We start from the raw sequence: 19,004 nt of genomic DNA, 5'->3' as shown, positions 1-19,004 counted from the left end.
TGATTCAGGACAGCGACCCGAGGACCGCCTGAGATTCGAGAAGGCCGTCCTCGCTGGGTGCAAGTCCGGCGCCGAACACCCGCTGGTGTTGCTTCTCGCGGATGTCACGGTGCGCGTCCGCCGGCCTGTCGTAGCCGTAACGCCGCCGCGCCTCCGCCGGGGTCAAGACCTCGTCCGACACCGGCGGAACACCGAGAACGTACGGAGCGATGACCGGCACCGCGGACGGCGCCAGCAGACGCGCGGCCGCCAGCTTCAGCCTCGGGTTGCCGTCGACGACGCCGTAACCGAGCCGCAGGACCGGCCGGACCAGCAGGTCGACGAACCGCGGCTGGGTGAAACCGCTCAGCTTCCGCATCCAGCGCGGCATGGTCGCGATCGTCCCGGCCCGCAGGAACCAGTTCACCAGCCAGAGGACCGGAGTCAGCAGTCGCGGCGCCGGCGGCAGGACAACCTTGGCCGTCAACAGGTGGTCCATCATCTTCCGGGCGGCCTCGCTGACCGCGAGCCGGGGACGCATTCGCTCGAAGTACTCCCGGACACCTTCGCGGGTACGGGGAACGTCGGCGGGATCGCAGGTCTGGAACTCGGCCGCGATGGCGCATTCCTCCCAGTACCGGTTCTCCTCGGCGGGAGTGAGCCTGCCTCCGCCGTACAGCTCGTAGGCCTTGAGCACCGAATGCCAGCCGGTCAGCAGGATCCACAGCTGAGAGTGGGGATCGTTGGCATCGTAGTGTTTGCCGCTGACCGGCTCGACGCCGATCGCCTTGGCATGCACCTTCACCAGCACGTCCGCAGCCTGGGAGACCTTTCGGCTGTCGGCGAAGGCCACCATGGCGAAGTAGCGGACGGTCCGGTCGTAGCGGGTGCGTGGCCGGGCGTAATTCGCGCCGGTCTTGTCGACGGCGGCGATCAACGCGGGGTCGAGTTCCTCCACCACGACGGACCGCTGCAGTCCGGTGACGGCGGCCGTGACGTGCCCCCACACCTTCCACGTGACCGAACCCGGTCCGAAGAACCCGTGGTCCAGCATCGGTTCCACCGGTGTCGTCGCCACGTCGGCCTCCCGTTCGCCGCAATTAATACTGATGCGTAGTAATACGCCGTAGCACTATCCTACGATCGAGTAGCTTTGTCCAGGGTGTGATCGAGGAGGCCCGTTGACCAGCACGACACCGCGGAAACGCCGGGCCTACGCCGCACGGGTCCCCGCCGAACAGCGCCGGGCCCAGGTGCTGGACGCGGCACTGCACCTGGTGGTCACCCGAGGCCACAACGCCGCGACGATGGAGGCGGTCGCCGAGCAGGCCGGAGTCACGAAACCGGTGGTCTACGGCCAGTTCCGCAGCCGGAACGAGCTCCTCGCCGCACTGTTGCGCCGGGAGCAGGAGGCCGCGCTCCAGCAGTTGCTCGACGTACTGCCGGGTGATCCGGGCCGGCTGCTCATCGAGGACGCCCCCGAGTTCCTCGCCCGGACGCTCGCCGACTTCCTCGGCGCGGTCCAGGCCACCCCGGACCGGTGGTACTGCATCGTCATGCCGATGGCGGATATGCCCGGCGAGTTCCACGCCGCGCGGGAAGCGGCCCGCACCATCGTCCTCGATCGCGCGGAGTCGCTGACGCGACGACTACTGGACGCCGTCGGCGCCCCGGCCGAACTCGACCCGGAGATCGTCGCGCACACCGTGACCGCGCTCTTCGAGATGGCCGCGCGGCTCGTGCTCACCGATCCCGGACGCTATCGGCCGGAGCGGTTCGTCGCCGCGATCCGGGCCGCGATCGGCCTCGTGTCGCATTAGCTTCGCCTGGCGAGTCTCTGTACCTGCCCGGCGTGCAGATCGCTCACCCACTCCCAGCCGGGTTCGGCCGACGAGCCGATCCGCGGGTCGTCGGGAGTACGGCCGTCGCGCACGGCGTGCACATACGCCCGGTCCTGGTCGATCCGTGCGCGAGCCTGGCCGGCGCCGCCGACGGCGCCATGGCCGGGTACGACGACATCGACGTCGTCCGCCACCGCTTCGAGCAGCCGCAGCCCGGTCAGGTAGTCCCCGAGCGGATCGGCGGTGTCGTCGAACATCGGGACCAGGACGTCGGAAAGCATGTCGCCCGCGATGAGAACCCCGCGTTCCCCGATGACCAGCGCCGCATGGCCAGGAGCGTGGGCCGGATGCTCGATGATCCGCAGTTCGGGGCCGTCCCAAGGGATCCGCGTGCTTCCGGCGGGCAGGGCGGTGATGAGGCCGAACAGATCCGGCGACACCTCACCGGCGATCTCCGGTGGCAGCCCCTCGGCGAAGTCGGTCCGCCAGTTCGCTTTCGACCGCAGATCTCGCAGACTGGCCGCGCAGCGGTCCGTGCCGTAGCGGGGCACGTCACCGAACGCGGGGTGCCAGAGCGCGTGATCCCAGTCGGGATGTGTCGCGAAACCCGCCACCACCGTCCGGCCGGACTCGGCAAGGTCGTTCGCGAGGCAGGCCATTTCGCCGTCGGTGATCCCGGGATCGACGAGCAGCACACCTTCCTCACCCTCGACGACGACCGTGTTGTTCCGCAGCAACGCACTCTGATGAACCAGCACACCCACCGCGACCCGTGTCAGCATGCTCCGGTGACCTCCCAGGCCGCTTCGATCATCCGGAAGATCTCGTCCACCGCGGCCTCCGGATCGGCCGCCTCCCGGCCGATCGAGTAAGCGTCGATCACGAACCTCGCGATCGTCCGGCAGGCGGTCGCGGACCGTGCTGACTCCGGATCGGCAGCGATGGCCGCCGCCAGGGATTCCGCATGGCGCAACCTCATCGAGTCTTCGTACTCCCGCAGGGCGGGCGATCCGTCGATCATGCGCCAGATCGGGGCGGCGCCGTCCGCGGTGCAATGACGCACCATCGCGTGAACCTCACGGCACAGCGCGGGGATGAGCGGCTCCCCCGGCGACCTTTCGGTGACCGCCCGCGTGAGGCCTTGCTCGAAGTTCGCGTCCTGCTCGAACACCAAAGCCTCTTTCGAAGCGAAATGGGAGAAGAGCGTCGTGACGGCGACGTCGGCCTCCGCGGCCACCTCGCGGATGCCCACCGCGTCGTAGCCGCGTTCCAGGAAAAGCCGCAGAGCGGTGTCGGCGATCTTCTGACGGGTCGCGGCCTTCTTCCGCTCGCGACGTCCGGTCGGCGCTGTCATACGATGAAGCTATCAGATACGAAACAACAACCGTTCCAAAACACTAACCGTTAGTGCTACGGTCGGCCGCATGAAGCAAGTGATCTTCACCGAGTTCGGTGGACCAGAAGTCCTGCAGCTCGTCGACGCCGGAGAACCGCACGCGGGCGCAGGCGAAGTACGTATCGCCGTGCGAGCGGCCGGGGTGAACCCCGTCGACTGGAGGATCCGCGAAGGCCAGGTCCTCGGCGCGCATCCGACCGTGCTGCCGTCCGGGGTGGGCCTCGACGCCGCCGGTGTGGTGGACGAGGTGGGCGAAGGCGTCGACGGGGTCGAGGTCGGCGATTCCGTGTTCGGCGAGGGTTCGAGCACCTACGCCGAGTTCGCCGTGCTGTCGGCCTGGACGGGAATGCCCGAGGGGCTCACCTTCGAGGAGGCGGCCGGATATCCCTCCGTGGTCGAGACCGCGCTGCGGCTCATCCGCGAAGCCGGCGTGCGGTCCGGCGAGACGCTGCTGGTCAGCGGCGCGTCCGGCGGAGTCGGATCGGCGGTACTGCAGATCGCGCGCGAACGCGGTATCACCGTGATCGGCACGGCGAGCGCCGCGAACCAGGACTATCTGCGCGGCCTGGGCGCGCTCGCCACGACCTACGGCGAAGGCTGGGTGGACCGGGTGCGGCGGCTCGGCCGGGTCGACGCCGCCCTCGATCTGGCCGGATCGGGCGTGATCCCCGAATTGGTCGAGCTGACCGGGGATCCGGAGAAGGTCCTCTCCATCGCCGATCTCGGTGCGCCCGAGCACGGCGTCCGCTTCTCCGGCGTGGCCGGGAGCGTGCCGGACGCGCTGGCCGAGGCCGTCGACCTCATCTCGCGGGGGAAGCTGCACATCCCGGTCGAGAAGTCCTATTCACTCGCCGACGCCGCGGTGGCACACGCCGACAGCCATGCCGGGCACACCCGTGGCCGCCGGGTCATCGTCGTCTGAGCGGGTTCAGGCGAGGGGAAGGATCACGACGCCGTCGTCATCGGAATAGAGCGTGTCGCCGGGAGTGAAGGTCACTCCCCCGAAGCCGACCGGGACGTCGACAGCGCCGACGCCCGCCTTGGAGCTCTTGCGCGGGTTGGTGCCGAGCGCTTTCACCCCGAGCGGGAGCCCGGCGAGCTCGGCGCTGTCGCGCACCGCGCCGTTGACGACGATGCCCGCCCAGCCGTTGTCGGCGGCGGACTTCGCGATCATGTCGCCGGTGAGCGCGCTGTGCAGGGAACCGCCGCCGTCGACCACCAGGACGGCGCCGTCACCCGGGGCGGCCAGGAGCTTCTTGACCAGCCCGTTGTCCTCGTGGCAGGAGACGGTACGGATCGGGCCCGAGAAGGACCGGTGCCCGCCGAACTGGCGGAACTGGGTGTCACAGACGCGCAGCCGGTCGCCGTGCTCGTCGACGAGGTCGGCGGTGGTGAAGGAATCGATCACGGCTCCCGAGTCTAGGACGGGAAAAGCGTGTCCAGCACGTGGGTGAGGATGGCGGCGGGATCCGCGGCGGGGGCGACCGACTGGCGCAGCGCGAGACCGATGCCCAAGGCGCCCAGCATGACGACGGCCTGATCGAGCGGCATGGCGGGTTCGAGACGCAGGCGCCGGGTGTGTTCGGCGAGCAGGGCGACCACCTCGTCGTCGTGGCGTCGCTGGATCGCCGCGACCAGCGCGGCTGTTTCCGGTTGCTGCGCCGTCGCGGCGAGTACCTCCGCGGCCGCCGCGCTCCACTTCGCCGCGTCCTTGTCCGCCACGTCGACGGGGTTCAGGGCCGCGATCACCTCGTCGCGTGAAGTGGCGCGAGCCAGCGCTTCGCGCAGCCCCTGCAGATGACCGTCCGCATCGGCCTCGATGATCGCCAGCCACAACCCTTCCTTGCCGCCGAAGTGCTTGTAGACGGCGCCGCGGGTGTACCCGGCGTCGGCCGCGATCTCCTCGACCGTCGCCGCGAGGAAACCGCGTCGCAGGAAAACCTGGCGTCCGGCGGCCAGCAAGTGTTCATGGGTGCGGCGCTGCTGCTCGGCGCGCGTCAGCCTGCTCATCGTCTCGCATTCAGTAACAGGATGTTTCTGGAAACGCGACGTTACTGTATCGTCGGCCGCATGGACCTCCTGGCACCACTGGCGGCGTTTCTCAGCCTCCCTCTCTTCCTGGCCGGGTTCGCTTGGTACGCCACCCGTGCCCGGCGTTGCGGTGTCAGCCAGTCTCTGCTCGCGCCGATCGAGGAGATCTGGGATCCGATCTCGCACAAGACGAACATCGAGATCCAGATCGAGGCCGAACGGAGTCCGGAGACGCCCTCCCCCGGTGATCCGCCCGAACTCAGTATCCGATGGTGAAATGCCGGTCCTGCCCGGGATTCTCGAGTTCGTCGACGATGGCGACGGCGAGATCCTCCGCCGAGATCCGGGAAGATCCGTCGTCCGCGGTGAGGATCGTCGTCGTCCCTCGCCGATAGGCCCCGGTCCGGGCGCCGGGTTCGAGGATCGCGGGCGGGCTGAGGTACACCCAGTCGCCCGAGTGCGCTTCGCAGGCTTGAAGCTGTGCCGCGCTGGCCGAGGCGATGGTCCGCCAGGCCGTCGGGACGAACGCCGGATCGTCGATCACGAGCCCGCCCGACGGCGAGCGCAGTGGCCCCGCACCACCGACGACCAGGACACGGATACCAGCCGCGGCATCGAGCAGGGCCGTGATCGTGGCGGCGACGGTGTCTTCCGCTCCGGGTTCGGGTCTCGTCGCACCCACGACGGCGTCGGCTCCCGCGAAGACGGCGCTCATCCGGCTGACGTCGGTGGCGTCACCGCGTACGACCTCGACCTCCGGATGCGGCGAATCCGGTGGCGTACCGCGAAAAACGGCGGTGACCCGGTGTCCACGGGAAGCGGCTTCGGCGACGACACGGGATCCCGCCATCCCCGACGCTCCGACGACGGCGATCCTCATCGGACGGCGCTTTTCGGGGTGATCTGGCCCGCGACGATCGAGGCCAGTGCGAGCGCGAAACCGGCGAGCTGGATCAAGCCGAGCGACTGCCCGAGCAGCGCCGCCCCGAGCAGCGCGGCGACCATCGGCGACAGCAGTCCGAGGACCGCGACCGAGGTGACCGGCAGCGACGTGATGCCACGGAACCACAGGACGTAGGCGAGCAATCCGCCGATCAGACCGAGCCAGGTGTAGCCGAGAGCGGCGTTCAGGTCGATGGCGGGCGGGGCTCCTTCGAACAGGAAGGTCACCGGCACCAGGAACAACCCGCCCGCGGTGAGCTGCCATGAGGCGAACGCCGTCGGCCCGACGTCCGCCGGACGACCCCATCGTTTGGTGAGCGTGACGCCGAGCGCCATCGTCGCGGCGCCGCCGAGTCCGGCGATCACGCCGAGGACGTCGAAGCCCGCCGCCGGTCCGAGCACCACCAGCCCGACACCCACGATCCCGACGATCCCCCAGGCGAACCGCCACGCCGACGGGCTCTGACGCAGCACGGCCACGGCGAGGATCGCGACGAGCAGCGGCTGGGCGGCGCCGAGCGTGGCGGCGACTCCGCCGGGCAGCCGTTCGGCGGCGACGAACAGCAGGGGGAAGAACATCCCGATGTTGAGGACACCGAGCGCGGCGGCCTTCAGCCACCAGGTCCCGCGCGGGAGGGTGCGGGTGATGGCGAGCGCGATGAGCCCGGCGGGCAGGGCGCGCATGAGCCCTGCGAACAACGGATGCCCCGGCGGGAGGAGTTCGGTGGTGACCACGTAGGTCGTCCCCCAGACCATGGGAGCGAAGGCGGTCAGCGCGGTACCGGCGAGACCGGCGGCGAGCGGTGTGGTCGTCAGCGTTTTCACGCTTCTCAGCTTCGACGCTGCCGATCAATGAGTCCAACACATGTTTGTCACTTGATCCATCGTGATTCAAGATGGATCCATGGAGCTTCAGCAGATGCGGTACGTCGTGGCCGTGGCGGAGACGAACAGCTTCACGCGGGCCGCGCAGCGGTGCCTCGTCGTGCAGTCGGCGCTGAGTCATCAGATCGCGCGGCTGGAACGGGAACTCGGCGCGCGGCTGTTCGAACGCACGAGCCGCCGGGTGCGCCTCACCGCCGCGGGCGAGGCGTTCCTGCCCGCCGCCCGGCAATGCCTCGAGGCCGCCGAACGGGCGGGTTCGGAGGTCGCCGCCGCCGTCGGCGAGATCCGCGGGCGGCTCACCGTCGGGATCATCCCGACCGTCGCGGCGGTCGACGTCCCGGCCGCCCTGCAGACGTTCCGCAGCCGGTACCCGCACGTCCGGATCGGGCTGCGGGTCGGGGCGAGCGGGCAACTGGTCGAGCAGATCAAGGACGGCGCGATCGAGGTGGCGTTCCTCGGCCTCCCGGTGACCGATCGGCCGGACGGGGTGGGCACCTGCGAACTGGGCCGCGACGATCTGATCGCCGTGGTGGCTCCCGGGCATCCACTCGCCGTCGAGTCCGAAGTGGACTTGAAGCGGCTTTCGTCCGAAGTGTTCGTGGACTTCCCGTCGGGATCGGCGGGCCGGGCCCAGACGGACCAGGCCTTCGCCGCGGCGGGAGTGACCAGGGAGGTCGCGTTCGAGGTGACGGCCGCCGATTTCATGGCGCGGCTCATCCATCAGGGACTGGGTGTCGCGCTGCTGCCGTCGAAGTACGTGCCGAACCTGACCGACGTCGTCACCGTGCCGGTCCGGGACGCGCCCGCGCGGATCGAGCACCTGGTCTGGAACCGCTTCACCGTCACTCCGGCGGCGAAGGCATTCCTGGAGGTGCTGGGTGTCGAAAGTGGAGGTACATGAAGGCCCCCTTCCTGTACTTAGGCGCAAGGATGGGGGCCTTCATGTACTTGGGCCGCCCTACTTGCGGTCCGCCTTGATGATTTCGAACAGGCTGGTCCACGAGCTACGCCCGTGGCCCGCGGCGATCGCCCGGTCGTAGTGCGACTTGACCGCCTCCGGCAGCAGCGCGTCGACCCCCGCGTCCCGGCTCGCCTGGACGATGTGGTCGGCCGTCGCGCCCATCATCGTGACGTTGGCGTCGTCGCCGGGGTGATCGCCCTTTTCGATCTGCTCGGCCGCGGCGTCCAGGTAGAAATCCATCATCTTGAAGTTGTCCTTGGCGTACGGGACGAACCTCTCCGCCGGCACCCCTGCCGACCGCACCAGCGCGCTCGCGTGCAGGAACACCGAAAGCGAGGTCAAGAAGATGTCCAGCTGCGCCTGGTAGAACAGCTGCGCCAGCCGGACGTCCTCGCCGAGGTAGTCCGGTCGCCCGATCAGCGCCAGGGTTTCGCGGTGCTTCTCGAACACCTCGGTGGGGCCGCTGTAGAAGACGTAAGCCTCGTTCTTGCCCACCAGCTCGGCGGGCACCATCACTCCGCCGGCGACGAATCGCGCACCGCGGGCCTCGACCCACTCGGCGGCTTCGCGGGTCTTCTCCGGGGTGTCGGAGCTGAGGTTGACGATCACCTTGCCCGCCAAGGCGTCCTCGGCCTTGCCGAGAATGTCGTACATCGCGGCGTAGTCAGTGAGGCTCAGCAGCACCAGCTCCGACGCCGAAACCGCGTCCGCCGGTGTCTCGGCGCGCACGGCACCGGCGGCGACGACGCCGTCCGCGCGGGCGGCGGTGCGGTTCCAGACGGTCACTCCGTGGCCGTTCTCCAGGAGCACCCGGACCATGGCCTGTCCCATCGGGCCGAGCCCGATCATGGTGATCATTGTGTTTCCCTTACTTCTTGAGGAGTTCGATGACGCTGATCAGGTCTTCGGCGCCGTGTCCGTCGGCGACCCGCTTGTCCATCAGCGGTTGCAGCGGGGTGAGCAGTTCGGCGCTTACGCCCTGTTCCGCCGCGGCTTTGGCGAGGTTCGGGTAAGCCCCGGCCTGCATCCCGATGTTCGACACGACGTCGGTCACGTAGTCGCCGTCGTCGATCTGTTCGGCCGAGCGCTCCAAGAAGCCGCTCATCGCGTCCAACCAGCCGCGGAGCATCGGCGCGAATTCCCGTGCCTTGACGCCGGCCGAGCCGACGAGCGCGTACGCCTGGATGACGCCGACGAAGTACCCGTACATCCCGCTGAGCAGCGCGATGTCGTGCAGAGGCGCCAGTCCTGGGTCGGCGCCGAGATAGTTGACGCCGCCGAAGGTGTCGAGCGCGGTACGGGCCCGGCCGAAGACGGTGCCCGATCCGCTGTAGAAGATGAACGCCGCCGGCGTGCCGATCATCGGCGGGACGGCCATGATCCCGCCGTCCAGGTAGGCCGCGCCCAATCCTTCCGCCCAAGCACTCATTTCGCGCGCCTGGCCGGGGGTGCCGTTGGTCAGGTTGATCAGCTGCCGTCCTTCGAGCCCGGCAGCCACCGGGTCCAGGACCTCGTGCACCGAGTCGTAGTCGAGCAGGCAGGCGATCACGATCGTGTTCGCCGCGAGTGCCTCCGAGACGCTCGAAGCGACCGAAGCTCCCTTCGCCGCCACCGCCTCGGCCCTGCCCGCGGTCCGGTTCCAGACGGTGACCGGATGGCCGGCCGCCAGTAGTGCTTCTACGAGCGCGGTTCCCATCGCGCCCAGCCCCAGTACCGTCACCGGGGTCTTGCCGTGTTCGCTCATGGGACCACCGTGACGCGGCCCGCGCACGGATCGCTGCGGGTTCACGCACGATCTTGTCGGTGGTCCGCGCTAACGTCGTTTTCGTGCGTTTCGGAGTGCTTGGGCCGCTCGCCGCGTGGACGACCGCGGGCGAGCCCGTCGTCGTGCCCGAGGCGAAGGTCCGTCTCCTGCTCGCCGGGCTGCTGTCCCGCGAGGGCAGGGCGGCGTCGGTGTCGTCGTTGACCGACGATCTCTGGGGTGAGCACCCGCCGGGCAATCCCGGCAACACCCTGCAGACCAAGGTCTCCCAGTTGCGCCGCGCCCTGGACCGGGCCGAGCCGGGCGCCAGGGAGCTCGTGACGCACCAACCGGCCGGATACGTTCTCGCCGTCGAGCCCGGCGAGCTGGACGTCCATCGGTTCCGCGCGCTCACCGCCCGCGCCCGCGACGCCGCCGACCCGCGTGCTCGTGCGGCGCTGCTGGCAGACGCGCTGGCGTTGTGGCGAGGGCCTGCCTATGCCGGCTTCGAGGACGAACCCTTCGCCGTCGCCGCTGCTCAGCGGCTGGAGGAGGAGAGGCTGCTCGCCGAAGAGGAGCGAGCCGAAGCCCGGCTGGCGCTCGGCGAACACGGCGTCCTCACCGGGGAACTGGCCGGTCTGGTCTCGCGGAATCCGCTGCGAGAGCGGCTGCGCGGTCTGCTGATGCGCGCGTTGTACGCGGCCGGGCGGCACAGCGAGGCGCTCGAAACCTATGCCGAGCTGCGCACCCGCCTGCGTGACGAGTCCGGGCTCGAACCGGGCCCGGACCTCGCGGCGCTGCACCAAGCGATCCTCACCCGCAGCCCGGAGCTCGAGCCGGTTCGCGCCGCCGAGCCGGTGCGCGGAAATCTCCCGGCGGCGCTGACCGAGCTGATCGGCCGCACGACCGCGGTCAAGGAGGTCGAGGCCCTTGTCACCGACGCCCGGCTGGTCACCCTCACCGGCCCCGGCGGTGTGGGCAAGACCAGGCTCGCCATCGAGGCCGCGTCGAAGCTCGCGATGGCCGACGGCACCTGGCTCGTCGAGCTGGCGGGCCTGGACATCGTCGAATGCCCGACGTGCCCGCCCGAGGATCTCGTCGCCGTCGTCGTCGCGGCCGTGCTGGATCTTCGAGAGGAGGCGACCTCCACCGGAACGCTGACACAGTCGATGGCCGCGGCCTTACGGGACAAGGAGATCCTGCTCGTCCTGGACAACTGCGAGCAGGTCGTCGAACCGGTCGCGACACTGGTGGAACGGCTGCTCGCGGCGGTGCCGCGGCTGCGTGTGCTCGCCACCAGCCAGGAACCGCTCGGGCTGCCAGGGGAGAACGTCTGGGCGGTGCCGCCGCTCGAACTGCCCGAGGAGCCGGATTTCGCCGCCGTGCGGGAATCGAGCGCGGTCCGGCTGTTCGCCGCCCGTGCCGCGGCGGCCGCGCCGGGGTTCGCGCTCGACGCGGAGAACGCGGCGGTGGTCGCCAGGATCTGCCGCACCCTCGACGGAATCCCGCTGGCGCTCGAACTCGCCGCCACCCGGGTCCGGACGCTCGGCGTGCACGAACTCCTCGCCCGCCTGGACGACCGGTTCGGCCTGCTCTCATCGGGCAGGCGAGGCGGGCCGCGCCGCCAGCAGACCCTCCGCGCGATGATCGACTGGAGCTGGAGCCTCCTGAGCGAGCCCGAGCAGATCGTGCTGCGCAGGCTCGCCGTCCACGCCGAGGCTTGCGGGCTCGACGCCGCCGAATCGGTCTGCGCGGGCGGCGAGATCGCCGCCGGCGACGTCTTGGATCTGTTGTCCCGGCTCGTCGACAGGTCGTTGGTGGTCAGCAGGCCGGGCAGGTCCGGCGAACCGCGGTTCCTGCTGCTGGAGTCCGTTTCGGCGTACGCCTTGGACCATGCCGGGCAAGCGGGCGAGCTCGACGACCTGTACTTGCGGCACGCCCGCTTCCACGTCGAGCTGGCCGAACGCGGTGACGCGGAGCTGCGCGGCAGGGAACAGCGCCGCTGGCTCGACAGACTGGACGCCGAAGGCGCCAACACCCGGCGAGCGCTGGAAACGCTGCTGAGGCGAGGAGAACAACGGCTCGCGGCGCGGCTGGTGAACGCGACGACCTGGTTCTGGTTCCTGCGTGGGCGGCTCACCGAGGCCCGGCGCTCGCTGGATCTCGTGCTCGGCACGGGGATCGACGCCGGCGACGAGTACGCGCAGGCTCTCGGCTGGCGCACCGGGATCGCCGTGCTCGACGGCACCGGCACGGACGCCACCACCGAAGAGATCGTGCGGGGTATCGCCGATCCCGGTGTCCGGGCGCGGATGTCGTGGTTCCTCGGCTACGCGTGGTCGACGGTCGGCGACCTGTGCCGGGCGGAGCGGCTCACGCTCGACGCGCTGGAAACCGCCCGCGACATCGGCGACGACTGGAGCGCCGCGGCCGCGCTGAGCGACCGGGCGTCCCATCTGATCTCCGGCGGCGACCTCACCGGAGGTGGCCGGATCGCCGCACAGAGCGCCGCGATCTTCGACGGACTCGGCGAACGCTGGGGCTGGCTGCAGGCGTCGTTCGTCATCGGCATGCTGGCGTCGATCGCCGGGGACTACGAGCATGCCGCCCGCGTGCATCGGGAAAGCCTTCGCCGCGCGGAAGAGCTCGAGCTGTGGCCGGAGGTCGCCTACAAACTGTCCTGGCTGGGCCGGACGGCGCTGCTCATGGGCCGCTTCGACGAAGCGAAGGAGTTCCACGAGCGGGCAAGGGCGCTGGCCGTCGAACACGGCTTCAAACCCGGCGAGGTCTACGCCGAAACAGGGCTCGCGCTCGGCGCTCGCCGCCAGGGACTGTTCGACGAGGCCGAGCGGCGCCTGCTGTCCATACTGGACTGGCATCGCCGGGTGGAGTCCGAGGCGGGCAGCACCCTGGTGCTCGCCGAGCTCGGGTTCATCGCCGAACAGCGCGGAGACGCGGTGGCGGCGAAACGACTCCAGCTCGAGGGCCTGGCGATCGCACGCGACAGCGAGGATCCCCGCGCGATCGCGCTCGGCCTCGAAGGTCTCGCCGGCGCGGAAGCGGCGGCCGGGTCGCATCACCTGGCCGCGCGGTTGCTGGGCGCCGCGGCGGCTTCCCGCCGCTCGGTGGGTGCTCCCCTGCCGAAGGCCGAACGCGGCGACGTCGACCGGATCACCGGCGTCGTCGTCGCGGCGATCGGAGAAACCGCATTCTCGGCGGAGAGCGTGGCGGGCGAGGCCATCCCGATCGATCAGCTGGTGACGGACAGTCAGTAGCCAGGCACCCGTATCACCACAATGGACCATGCCTTACTTCACGTCAGCAACAAACGGTGATTTCTTTCTGTCGTCCGGGCGCCTCGACCGGTAGCGTGCGTATCCATGCGGGTGAGGTGGGGGGCTCCCGGCGGGCCCAGGGTGACAATGCCGTGGCGAGCGGCTCCTAGGGCGGCACTGACCAGTCCCCTGACTTTGATCATCGCCGCGGTGACCGCTTTGCTGGCCTGTTTCCTCGGCACCGCCGCCGTCCTGCAGGCCTCGGCCGCGGGCGGCGCGGCCGTCACGTATCAGTCCGACATCGTGTGCCCGGACTACTACGGGCCCGTGTTCAGCAAGGACAACGTCCCCGCCGCGGTCGCTCCGCAGGTGATCGACTCGGTCCGCCGCAACGCGCCGGCGCACGGTTTCCCCGCGCCGGTCACCTCCCGCTACACGCCGTACCTCTTCGGCACCGAGTTCAACGGCGACCCCAACTACAAGGTCGTCCTCGCGCATCGGGACCAGGCGCTCCAGGGCCATCTCGATGTTGCGGGCGGATCGACGGGTGGCGGATTCCTGCTCGGCACCGTCGTGGCCGGGGCCGAGAACATCAAGGTCGGCGCCACCCCGAGCATCAAAGGCACCCCGATACCTCCGGTGACCGGGCTGTATCGCGACCTTCCCGACCCGGCGCCGCGCTGGTGGTGCTCGCAGCAGCGGAACGCCGTCGTCAGCAGGCTCGCCAACGACCCTCTCGACTCCGTCATGTTCGCCAACGACGGCAAGACCTTCGACGACACGGTCCGCGCGCTGCAGGTCCCGACGATCAAGACGCTCCACATGTCGTTCTACGAGGCCCCGCCCAAGACCGTGAGCGAGGCCGAGGATCGTCAGGAACGCGGGAAGGCGCTCATCGCGGCCGTCAAGGCGGATCTGGGTTCCCGCGGCCTCGGCGACGCGATCATCGGGTCGTTGCCGTTCGAACGCTCCGTGGAGATCAGCAACCAGGCGGAATCGAACGTCCTGATCTCGATCCTGCCGCTCGCGGCCATCAGCATCCTGGTCGGCTGCGCCGGGATCGGCACTGTCGCCCTGCAGTGGTACCAGCGGCGGCATCCGCAGCTGAGGCTGCTGTCGGCTCGCGGTAGCGGTCCTGGGGCGCTCGGGCTGCTCGCGGTAGCCGAGCTCGGGCTCCCGATCATCGTCGGCGGCGTGGCGGGCGCGGTGCTCGCCCGGCTGTTGCTCGGGATGTACGGGCCACCCGGTGAACTGGACGACGGCGCGACACTGTGGGGGTCGCTCGTCGCGGCCGCGATCCTGCTCATCTCGCTCGCGCTGCTCGCCGGCGTGATCTCCGTCCGCACCCATCGGGAGTTCGAACTCGGCCGGGTCCGCTCCGGAGGGCGCAAGAAGGTGAAGCTCCTGGCCTTCTTCCCGTGGGAGCTGCTCACCGCCGGTATCGCCCTGCTCGGCTGGAACCGGCTCGTCGACTACAGCAAGGGATCACGGATCGGCAACCCGCTCCCCCAGGTCGACCCGCTCGCGCTCACATACCCGGTGTTCGTCGTGCTCACCGTCGGGCTCGTCGCCGCACGGCTGGCCTGGCTCGCCCTGCACGCGTCGCATCGGGCTCGGCTGTGGTCCCGGCCCGCGCTGCAGCTGGCCATCCGGCGGCTCGCCAGCGCCCGCGCGCCGGTCACCGGCGTGCTCGTGATCGGCACGCTGGCCATCGGGACGCTGGCCACGGGGATCGGCATCGCCCGAGGCCAGGAAGAGGCGCTGCAGACGAAGTCCGCCATCTTCGTCGGAGCCGAGACCAGGGTCGACACCGAAAGCGTCGTCGGCACCGGGAAGGTCGGGCTGCCCGCCTCGATCACCGACAGCACGGCGATCGTCGGCGAGCTGACCGGCACGGGCAATGTCGTGCTGGTCGTGGATCCGCGGACGTTCCGGCGTGCGGCCACGTTCGGCCCGCTCGACGAAGCCGAGGTCGACCGGCTGCTGGGCGGCCTGTCGAGCCCCGGCGCCGGTGTCCCGGCGATCCGGATCGGGAACGACCCCGCCCAGAAAGCCACGCTGCCCGCCGGTCTCGGGGACGCCAGGACGGTCGGCGAGCTGCCGATGTTCCCGATCATCGGCACCAAGGCCGGGTATGTGGTCTCCCGGGATTCGCTCAGCGAGGCGCAGCTCCGCTCCGTGCCCAAGTGGAGCCTGCTGTCCAGCTCGTCGATGACGCAGGTGACCGAGGCGCTGGCCTCCGTGGGGGTGATGACGGCGGTCAACCGCGTCACCCGCGAGTCCGCGCTGGACGCGCTTCCGTTCTACGTGGTGTCGTGGACGTTCTCGTTCATGGCCCTGCTCGGTGCCGTGCTCGGGGTGGTGGCGGTGCTGTCGCTCCTGGTCGCGGTCGAAGTCCGCCGTCGCCAGAACGCGCTGGCCGGGGCGCTGGTGCTGCGGATGGGGATGCGCCCGCGTGCCCTGCTGGCGAGTCACTTGATGGAACTGGGCGCGCTCAGCGGGCTCGCCGTGGTGATCGGCGTCGTGTGCGGTGTGTCGGTCGCGGGACTCTCGGTGCCGCGCTTCGACCCGGCGACATTCCTCCCGCCACAGTCGGCACTGCCCGACCCGACCCCGCTCGCCCTGACCGTACTCGCCGTCGGTGTGCTCGTCGTGGCGCTGGCGGGCTGGATAGCGATGCGCTCGGTGCGCACCGCCCGGACCGCGGAGTTGATCCGTGCCTGAGAAACCGATCTTCCGGCTGCGCGGGATCGGCGTCGACTACCAGACGCCGGCGGGCACCGTGACCGGCGTCGACGACGTCACCATCGACATCCCGGCGCGCGGGATCACCGTGCTGGCGGGGCCGTCCGGCTCCGGGAAGTCCACCCTCCTGCGGACGCTCGGCCTGTTCGAGCAGCCGGCGCGGGGCACGATCTCCTTCCAGGGCACCGAAACCGGGAAGCTTCGGCATCGGGACCGGCGGGCACTGCGGCGGCACCACCTCGGCCTGGTGTTCCAGAACCCGACCGACAACCTGCTCGCGTATCTGAGCGTCGCCGACAATCTCCGCGCGGCGGCGGAATCGGCCGGAACCGAATGCCTTCCCGACGACATCCTCGATCAGCTGGGGCTCGGCGGAACCGGCAGCTGGCGGATCTCCGCGCTGTCGGGCGGGCAGCAGCAACGCCTCGCGTTCGGCTGCACGCTCGCTCGTCGCTCGACCGTCGTGCTCGCCGACGAGCCGACGTCCCAATTGGACGAAGCCTCGGCCGACCGGGTGCTCGACACCCTGAGGTACCTCGCGGGTCAGGATTTCGCCGTCATCGTCGCCTCGCACGACGATCGGCTCATCGAACTCGGCAGCCGGGTGGCGCGGATGCACAAGGGCAGACTGGAGAAGGTCGAAGAACGGGAGGTCGTGCCGTGATGGCGGAACCCGCCCTCGAGGCCGTCGGGTTACGCCGCCGGTTCCCCCATCCCAGCGGGGACGTCGAAGTCCTGCGCGGGCTCGAACTGCGCGTGGCCGCGGGCGAGCTCGTCACCGTGTCCGGCCGGTCCGGCTCCGGCAAGAGCGCGCTACTGGCCCTGCTGTGCGGTTTCGACTCGCCCGATTCCGGCAGTGTCCTGCTGGACGGCGTCCCGATAGCGGGCGCGCCGCCATGGCACACCTGCGCCGTCCTGCCACAGGCGCTCGGCCTGGCGAACGAACTGACGATCGCGGAGAACGTGGCGCTGCCGCTGCGGCTCCGGTCCGACGTTCCCAAGCCCAGCGCGAAGGACATCCACGCGCGGGTTTCGGAACTGCTGGAGGAACTCGGGATCGGCGACCTCGGCGACCGCTACCCGCTCGAAGTCTCGTTCGGACAGCAGCAGCGGGTCGCGCTCGCCAGGGCGGTCAGCGGGCGGCCCCGGGTCCTGCTCACCGACGAGCCGACGGCGCACTTGGACGCGGGGAGCACGCCGCGGGTGCTGCGGCTGTTGCGGCGCTGCGCCGAAGAGGGCGCCGCGGTCATCGTGGCGACGCACGACGACGAGGTTCACCGGATCGCGGACCGGCGGGTACGGCTGCTGGACGGCGTTCTTTCCTAGCTTCCGGATGTCATGAAAGGGTCGTTCAGGACATCTTTCGTCCTGAACGACCCTTTCATGACACTTGGCGCGAGGCCGGGGATGCTTACGGAGCGACCGGGCCCGCCTTGTCGTACAGCCCGTTCCCCGCCCAGTTCACAAGGTCGTGCGAAGGCCGCGAAGGCGGGGCGGGCACGAAGTTCGCGGCGTCGTCGACGCTTCCGGTGCCGTCGTACTTGGCCTGCAACGGATACGGGAACACAGGCCGCGTACGGAAGACCTTGCCGTCGGCGTCGCGGCCGGTGGCGATCGTCCGGTCCGGCGCGGTGCCGCGCTCGACCCAGGACACCAGCTCCTTCAGCGGGTCGTACTCGGTCAGCTTGTCGCCGGTCGCGCAGTGGTACAGCGCGGGAACCATGAACAGCCGGGCCCAGTTCCGCGTCGCGGCCGGGCCGCCGTTGGCGCGGGTGAGCCGCTCGTAGTAGTCGGTGGTGCCCGCGGCGGGGATCGCCTGGTCCGCCCAGCCGTGCCAGATCACGAGTTTCCCGCCGGCCCGCCGGAATTCGCGCAGATCCGTCGACATCGCGTTGGAGCGGATGCCTTCCGGGGTCAGCCGGTCGAATTCGCGGGAGGTGAAGGCGAACTTCTCGACCGACGAATGCGGTGTGCCGATCGGGTAGGCCATGTACTTCAGGTAGTTGTCGGCGAGCGCCTGGGCGAAGGGGACGCCGCCTGTTTCCGGCGACGGGATGATCCAGCCGTACCACGAGAGTTCGGAACCGACAGTCTGGCCGCCCGGGTACAGTTTGCGGCCGCGTTCGTCGGTCGGCGGCGCGTAGATCTTCTTCGTGGCGTCCACCTGCGCCGCGGTGAGGCAGCCCGCGTTGTCGGTGCCCGGCGGGCAGGCGATCGTGGCCGGGTCGAAGCGGCAGGTGCGCGGGTCGTCGATGGCTCCGTCGCCGAGTCCGTCGGACTTGTCGCAAGACGACAGTGCGGCGGCGTGCAACGCCGGGAGCTTGTCGGCGGTCAGGATCGGCTTGCCGTCGGCGCCGGTGTTCACCCTGGCGAGCCAGGTCTGATATACGCCGACCAGCGGCCCCCAGTAGCCGGCCGGTGCGCCCGCGATGATGCCGTCGAAGTCGTGCGGATAGCGCTGCGCGAGCAGCAGCGCCTCGCGGCCGCCGTCGGAGCAGCCGCTGAAATACGACTTCTTCGGCGGAGCGCCGTAGAACGCCGTGATCAGCCGTTTGGACGCCTTCGAGACCACGTGGGGCGCACGGAACGCGAAGTCGTCGCGGGCGGCCTGGTTGTTCTCGGCCCACTTGCCGTCGTCGACGACCAACGGGGTCTTGCCGACATGCCCGTCGTCGGTGGCCGCGACGGCGACGTCGCCCCCGTGCGGGAAACCGCAGTCGGCGAACGACGGCCTGGAGACCACCCCGCAGAAGCCGCCGCAGCCGAACTGCAGGTACCGCCCCGCATAGGTCTTGGTCGGCAGCCGCAGCTGGAACCGCACCGCTGGTTCCACGTAGCCACGGACGTCGCAGTTCTCCGGTTCGGTCGCCGTCGCCGGCACGACCGTCGCGGTCTCGACGTGCGTGATCGCGCCGGGAACGTCATAGGTCCGCACCAGTTCGGCGCAGGTGCGCACCGGGCGGAACGTCGTTTCGCCGGCGGTGGCCGCCGGCGCCGTGAGTATCGAGCCTGCCGTGATGAGCGCTGCCACGCCGAGCATGGACAACCGCCGCATGTCCCCACCCCAGTTTCCCGGATCGGCTTCAGTCGTGTCTTCAACCCTGGCCCCGTGTCTGTCCGTTGTCCACCAGGTTTCCGGGTATCCGGGTTGTCCAGTTCGGGCCAGGTTTGTCCGAGTGTCTTGACATCGATGTCACAGCCGAGCTTT

The 19,004-nt window shown here is 69.9% G+C and carries 18 protein-coding genes; 8 read left to right on the top strand and 10 right to left on the bottom strand.

The features are described from left to right. Window positions 1-4: 4 nt before the first annotated feature. A complete protein-coding gene (locus ACIBTM_RS26220) occupies window positions 5-1,057 on the bottom strand; it encodes an oxygenase MpaB family protein (protein ID WP_395879773.1) in 1,053 nt (350 codons plus the stop codon). Window positions 1,058-1,160: 103 nt separating this feature from the next. On the opposite strand from ACIBTM_RS26220, the gene ACIBTM_RS26215 reads away from it, so the two are divergent. Further along, on the top strand, window positions 1,161-1,799 hold the full coding sequence (locus tag ACIBTM_RS26215) for a TetR/AcrR family transcriptional regulator (RefSeq protein ID WP_395879772.1): 639 nt from the start codon (window positions 1,161-1,163) through the stop codon (window positions 1,797-1,799). Here ACIBTM_RS26215 and ACIBTM_RS26210 read toward each other — a convergent pair. Both ACIBTM_RS26210 and ACIBTM_RS26205 read right to left on the bottom strand, forming a co-directional pair. Beyond that, window positions 1,796-2,602: an MBL fold metallo-hydrolase gene (locus tag ACIBTM_RS26210; protein ID WP_395879771.1), complete on the bottom strand. Its 807-nt coding sequence runs from the start codon at window positions 2,600-2,602 to the stop codon at window positions 1,796-1,798. The genes ACIBTM_RS26215 and ACIBTM_RS26210 overlap by 4 nt on opposite strands. Further along, on the bottom strand, window positions 2,596-3,174 hold the full coding sequence (locus ACIBTM_RS26205; RefSeq protein WP_395879770.1) for a TetR/AcrR family transcriptional regulator: 579 nt from the start codon (window positions 3,172-3,174) through the stop codon (window positions 2,596-2,598). Before ACIBTM_RS26205 ends, ACIBTM_RS26210 begins: the two co-directional genes overlap by 7 nt. A gap of 70 nt (window positions 3,175-3,244) precedes the next feature. Between ACIBTM_RS26205 and ACIBTM_RS26200 the strand changes: the two genes are divergently transcribed. Next, complete coding sequence (locus ACIBTM_RS26200) at window positions 3,245-4,138, top strand: NADP-dependent oxidoreductase (protein ID WP_395879769.1); 894 nt, start codon at window positions 3,245-3,247, stop codon at window positions 4,136-4,138. A 6-nt stretch (window positions 4,139-4,144) separates the two neighbouring features. On the opposite strand, the gene rraA is transcribed toward ACIBTM_RS26200, so the two are convergent. Together rraA and ACIBTM_RS26190 are read right to left on the bottom strand one after the other, a co-directional pair. Continuing rightward, on the bottom strand, window positions 4,145-4,624 hold the full coding sequence (gene rraA / locus ACIBTM_RS26195) for a ribonuclease E activity regulator RraA (protein WP_395879768.1): 480 nt from the start codon (window positions 4,622-4,624) through the stop codon (window positions 4,145-4,147). A gap of 11 nt (window positions 4,625-4,635) precedes the next feature. Continuing rightward, complete coding sequence (locus ACIBTM_RS26190) at window positions 4,636-5,226, bottom strand: TetR/AcrR family transcriptional regulator (RefSeq protein ID WP_395879767.1); 591 nt, start codon at window positions 5,224-5,226, stop codon at window positions 4,636-4,638. A gap of 60 nt (window positions 5,227-5,286) precedes the next feature. On the opposite strand from ACIBTM_RS26190, the gene ACIBTM_RS26185 reads away from it, so the two are divergent. Beyond that, window positions 5,287-5,523: a hypothetical protein gene (locus ACIBTM_RS26185; RefSeq protein WP_395879766.1), complete on the top strand. Its 237-nt coding sequence runs from the start codon at window positions 5,287-5,289 to the stop codon at window positions 5,521-5,523. Here the strand turns inward: ACIBTM_RS26185 and ACIBTM_RS26180 are convergent. Both ACIBTM_RS26180 and ACIBTM_RS26175 read right to left on the bottom strand, forming a co-directional pair. Next, window positions 5,507-6,127: an NAD(P)-dependent oxidoreductase gene (locus ACIBTM_RS26180; RefSeq protein WP_395879765.1), complete on the bottom strand. Its 621-nt coding sequence runs from the start codon at window positions 6,125-6,127 to the stop codon at window positions 5,507-5,509. The two genes, ACIBTM_RS26185 and ACIBTM_RS26180, sit on opposite strands and share 17 nt — an antisense overlap. Then, window positions 6,124-7,014, bottom strand: a complete 891-nt coding sequence (locus ACIBTM_RS26175) for an EamA family transporter (protein ID WP_395879764.1) — start codon at window positions 7,012-7,014, stop codon at window positions 6,124-6,126. Before ACIBTM_RS26175 ends, ACIBTM_RS26180 begins: the two co-directional genes overlap by 4 nt. 79 nt (window positions 7,015-7,093) lie before the next feature. On the opposite strand from ACIBTM_RS26175, the gene ACIBTM_RS26170 reads away from it, so the two are divergent. Continuing rightward, complete coding sequence (locus tag ACIBTM_RS26170; RefSeq protein WP_395879763.1) at window positions 7,094-7,975, top strand: LysR family transcriptional regulator; 882 nt, start codon at window positions 7,094-7,096, stop codon at window positions 7,973-7,975. A gap of 57 nt (window positions 7,976-8,032) precedes the next feature. Here ACIBTM_RS26170 and ACIBTM_RS26165 read toward each other — a convergent pair whose 3' ends face one another. Continuing rightward, the gene (locus ACIBTM_RS26165; protein ID WP_395879762.1) at window positions 8,033-8,893 is read right to left on the bottom strand and encodes an NAD(P)-dependent oxidoreductase; all 861 of its coding nucleotides are present in this window, start codon (window positions 8,891-8,893) and stop codon (window positions 8,033-8,035) included. Between the two features lie 10 nt (window positions 8,894-8,903). Then, window positions 8,904-9,779: an NAD(P)-dependent oxidoreductase gene (locus tag ACIBTM_RS26160; RefSeq protein ID WP_395879761.1), complete on the bottom strand. Its 876-nt coding sequence runs from the start codon at window positions 9,777-9,779 to the stop codon at window positions 8,904-8,906. 83 nt (window positions 9,780-9,862) lie between these two features. On the opposite strand from ACIBTM_RS26160, the gene ACIBTM_RS26155 reads away from it, so the two are divergent. The 4 genes from ACIBTM_RS26155 to ACIBTM_RS26140 all read left to right on the top strand — a co-directional run bounded on the left by ACIBTM_RS26155 (window position 9,863) and on the right by ACIBTM_RS26140 (window position 17,122). Then, complete coding sequence (locus ACIBTM_RS26155; protein ID WP_395879760.1) at window positions 9,863-13,051, top strand: AfsR/SARP family transcriptional regulator; 3,189 nt, start codon at window positions 9,863-9,865, stop codon at window positions 13,049-13,051. Between the two features lie 147 nt (window positions 13,052-13,198). Then, window positions 13,199-15,775: an FtsX-like permease family protein gene (locus tag ACIBTM_RS26150; RefSeq protein ID WP_395879940.1), complete on the top strand. Its 2,577-nt coding sequence runs from the start codon at window positions 13,199-13,201 to the stop codon at window positions 15,773-15,775. Then, window positions 15,768-16,460: an ABC transporter ATP-binding protein gene (locus ACIBTM_RS26145; protein WP_395879759.1), complete on the top strand. Its 693-nt coding sequence runs from the start codon at window positions 15,768-15,770 to the stop codon at window positions 16,458-16,460. The genes ACIBTM_RS26150 and ACIBTM_RS26145 overlap by 8 nt, the downstream gene beginning before the upstream one ends. Beyond that, window positions 16,460-17,122, top strand: coding sequence for an ABC transporter ATP-binding protein (locus tag ACIBTM_RS26140; RefSeq protein ID WP_034318501.1), 663 nt, complete (start codon window positions 16,460-16,462; stop codon window positions 17,120-17,122). The genes ACIBTM_RS26145 and ACIBTM_RS26140 overlap by 1 nt, the downstream gene beginning before the upstream one ends. An 85-nt stretch (window positions 17,123-17,207) precedes the next feature. Here the strand turns inward: ACIBTM_RS26140 and ACIBTM_RS26135 are convergent, their stop codons facing one another. Continuing rightward, the gene (locus ACIBTM_RS26135) at window positions 17,208-18,851 is read right to left on the bottom strand and encodes a tannase/feruloyl esterase family alpha/beta hydrolase (RefSeq protein ID WP_395879758.1); all 1,644 of its coding nucleotides are present in this window, start codon (window positions 18,849-18,851) and stop codon (window positions 17,208-17,210) included. Window positions 18,852-19,004 lie beyond the last annotated feature (153 nt).

The organism is Amycolatopsis sp. NPDC049868 (assembly GCF_044461365.1).
Lineage (GTDB): Bacteria > Actinomycetota > Actinomycetes > Mycobacteriales > Pseudonocardiaceae > Amycolatopsis.
This window is presented reverse-complemented; position numbering and strand designations above follow the sequence as displayed.

Excerpts from the sequence above, each read along its gene's own strand:
- ACIBTM_RS26210 (WP_395879771.1), bottom strand. The coding sequence starts at position 2,602 with ATGCTGACACGGGTCGCGGTGGGTGTGCTGGTTCATCAGAGTGCGTTG.
- ACIBTM_RS26205 (WP_395879770.1), bottom strand. The coding sequence starts at position 3,174 with ATGACAGCGCCGACCGGACGTCGCGAGCGGAAGAAGGCCGCGACCCGT.
- ACIBTM_RS26200 (WP_395879769.1), top strand. The coding sequence starts at position 3,245 with ATGAAGCAAGTGATCTTCACCGAGTTCGGTGGACCAGAAGTCCTGCAG.
- ACIBTM_RS26190 (WP_395879767.1), bottom strand. The coding sequence starts at position 5,226 with ATGAGCAGGCTGACGCGCGCCGAGCAGCAGCGCCGCACCCATGAACAC.
- ACIBTM_RS26185 (WP_395879766.1), top strand. The coding sequence starts at position 5,287 with ATGGACCTCCTGGCACCACTGGCGGCGTTTCTCAGCCTCCCTCTCTTC.
- ACIBTM_RS26180 (WP_395879765.1), bottom strand. The coding sequence starts at position 6,127 with ATGAGGATCGCCGTCGTCGGAGCGTCGGGGATGGCGGGATCCCGTGTC.
- ACIBTM_RS26170 (WP_395879763.1), top strand. The coding sequence starts at position 7,094 with ATGGAGCTTCAGCAGATGCGGTACGTCGTGGCCGTGGCGGAGACGAAC.
- ACIBTM_RS26165 (WP_395879762.1), bottom strand. The coding sequence starts at position 8,893 with ATGATCACCATGATCGGGCTCGGCCCGATGGGACAGGCCATGGTCCGG.
- ACIBTM_RS26160 (WP_395879761.1), bottom strand. The coding sequence starts at position 9,779 with ATGAGCGAACACGGCAAGACCCCGGTGACGGTACTGGGGCTGGGCGCG.
- ACIBTM_RS26150 (WP_395879940.1), top strand. The coding sequence starts at position 13,199 with ATGCCGTGGCGAGCGGCTCCTAGGGCGGCACTGACCAGTCCCCTGACT.
- ACIBTM_RS26140 (WP_034318501.1), top strand. The coding sequence starts at position 16,460 with ATGGCGGAACCCGCCCTCGAGGCCGTCGGGTTACGCCGCCGGTTCCCC.
- ACIBTM_RS26135 (WP_395879758.1), bottom strand. The coding sequence starts at position 18,851 with ATGCGGCGGTTGTCCATGCTCGGCGTGGCAGCGCTCATCACGGCAGGC.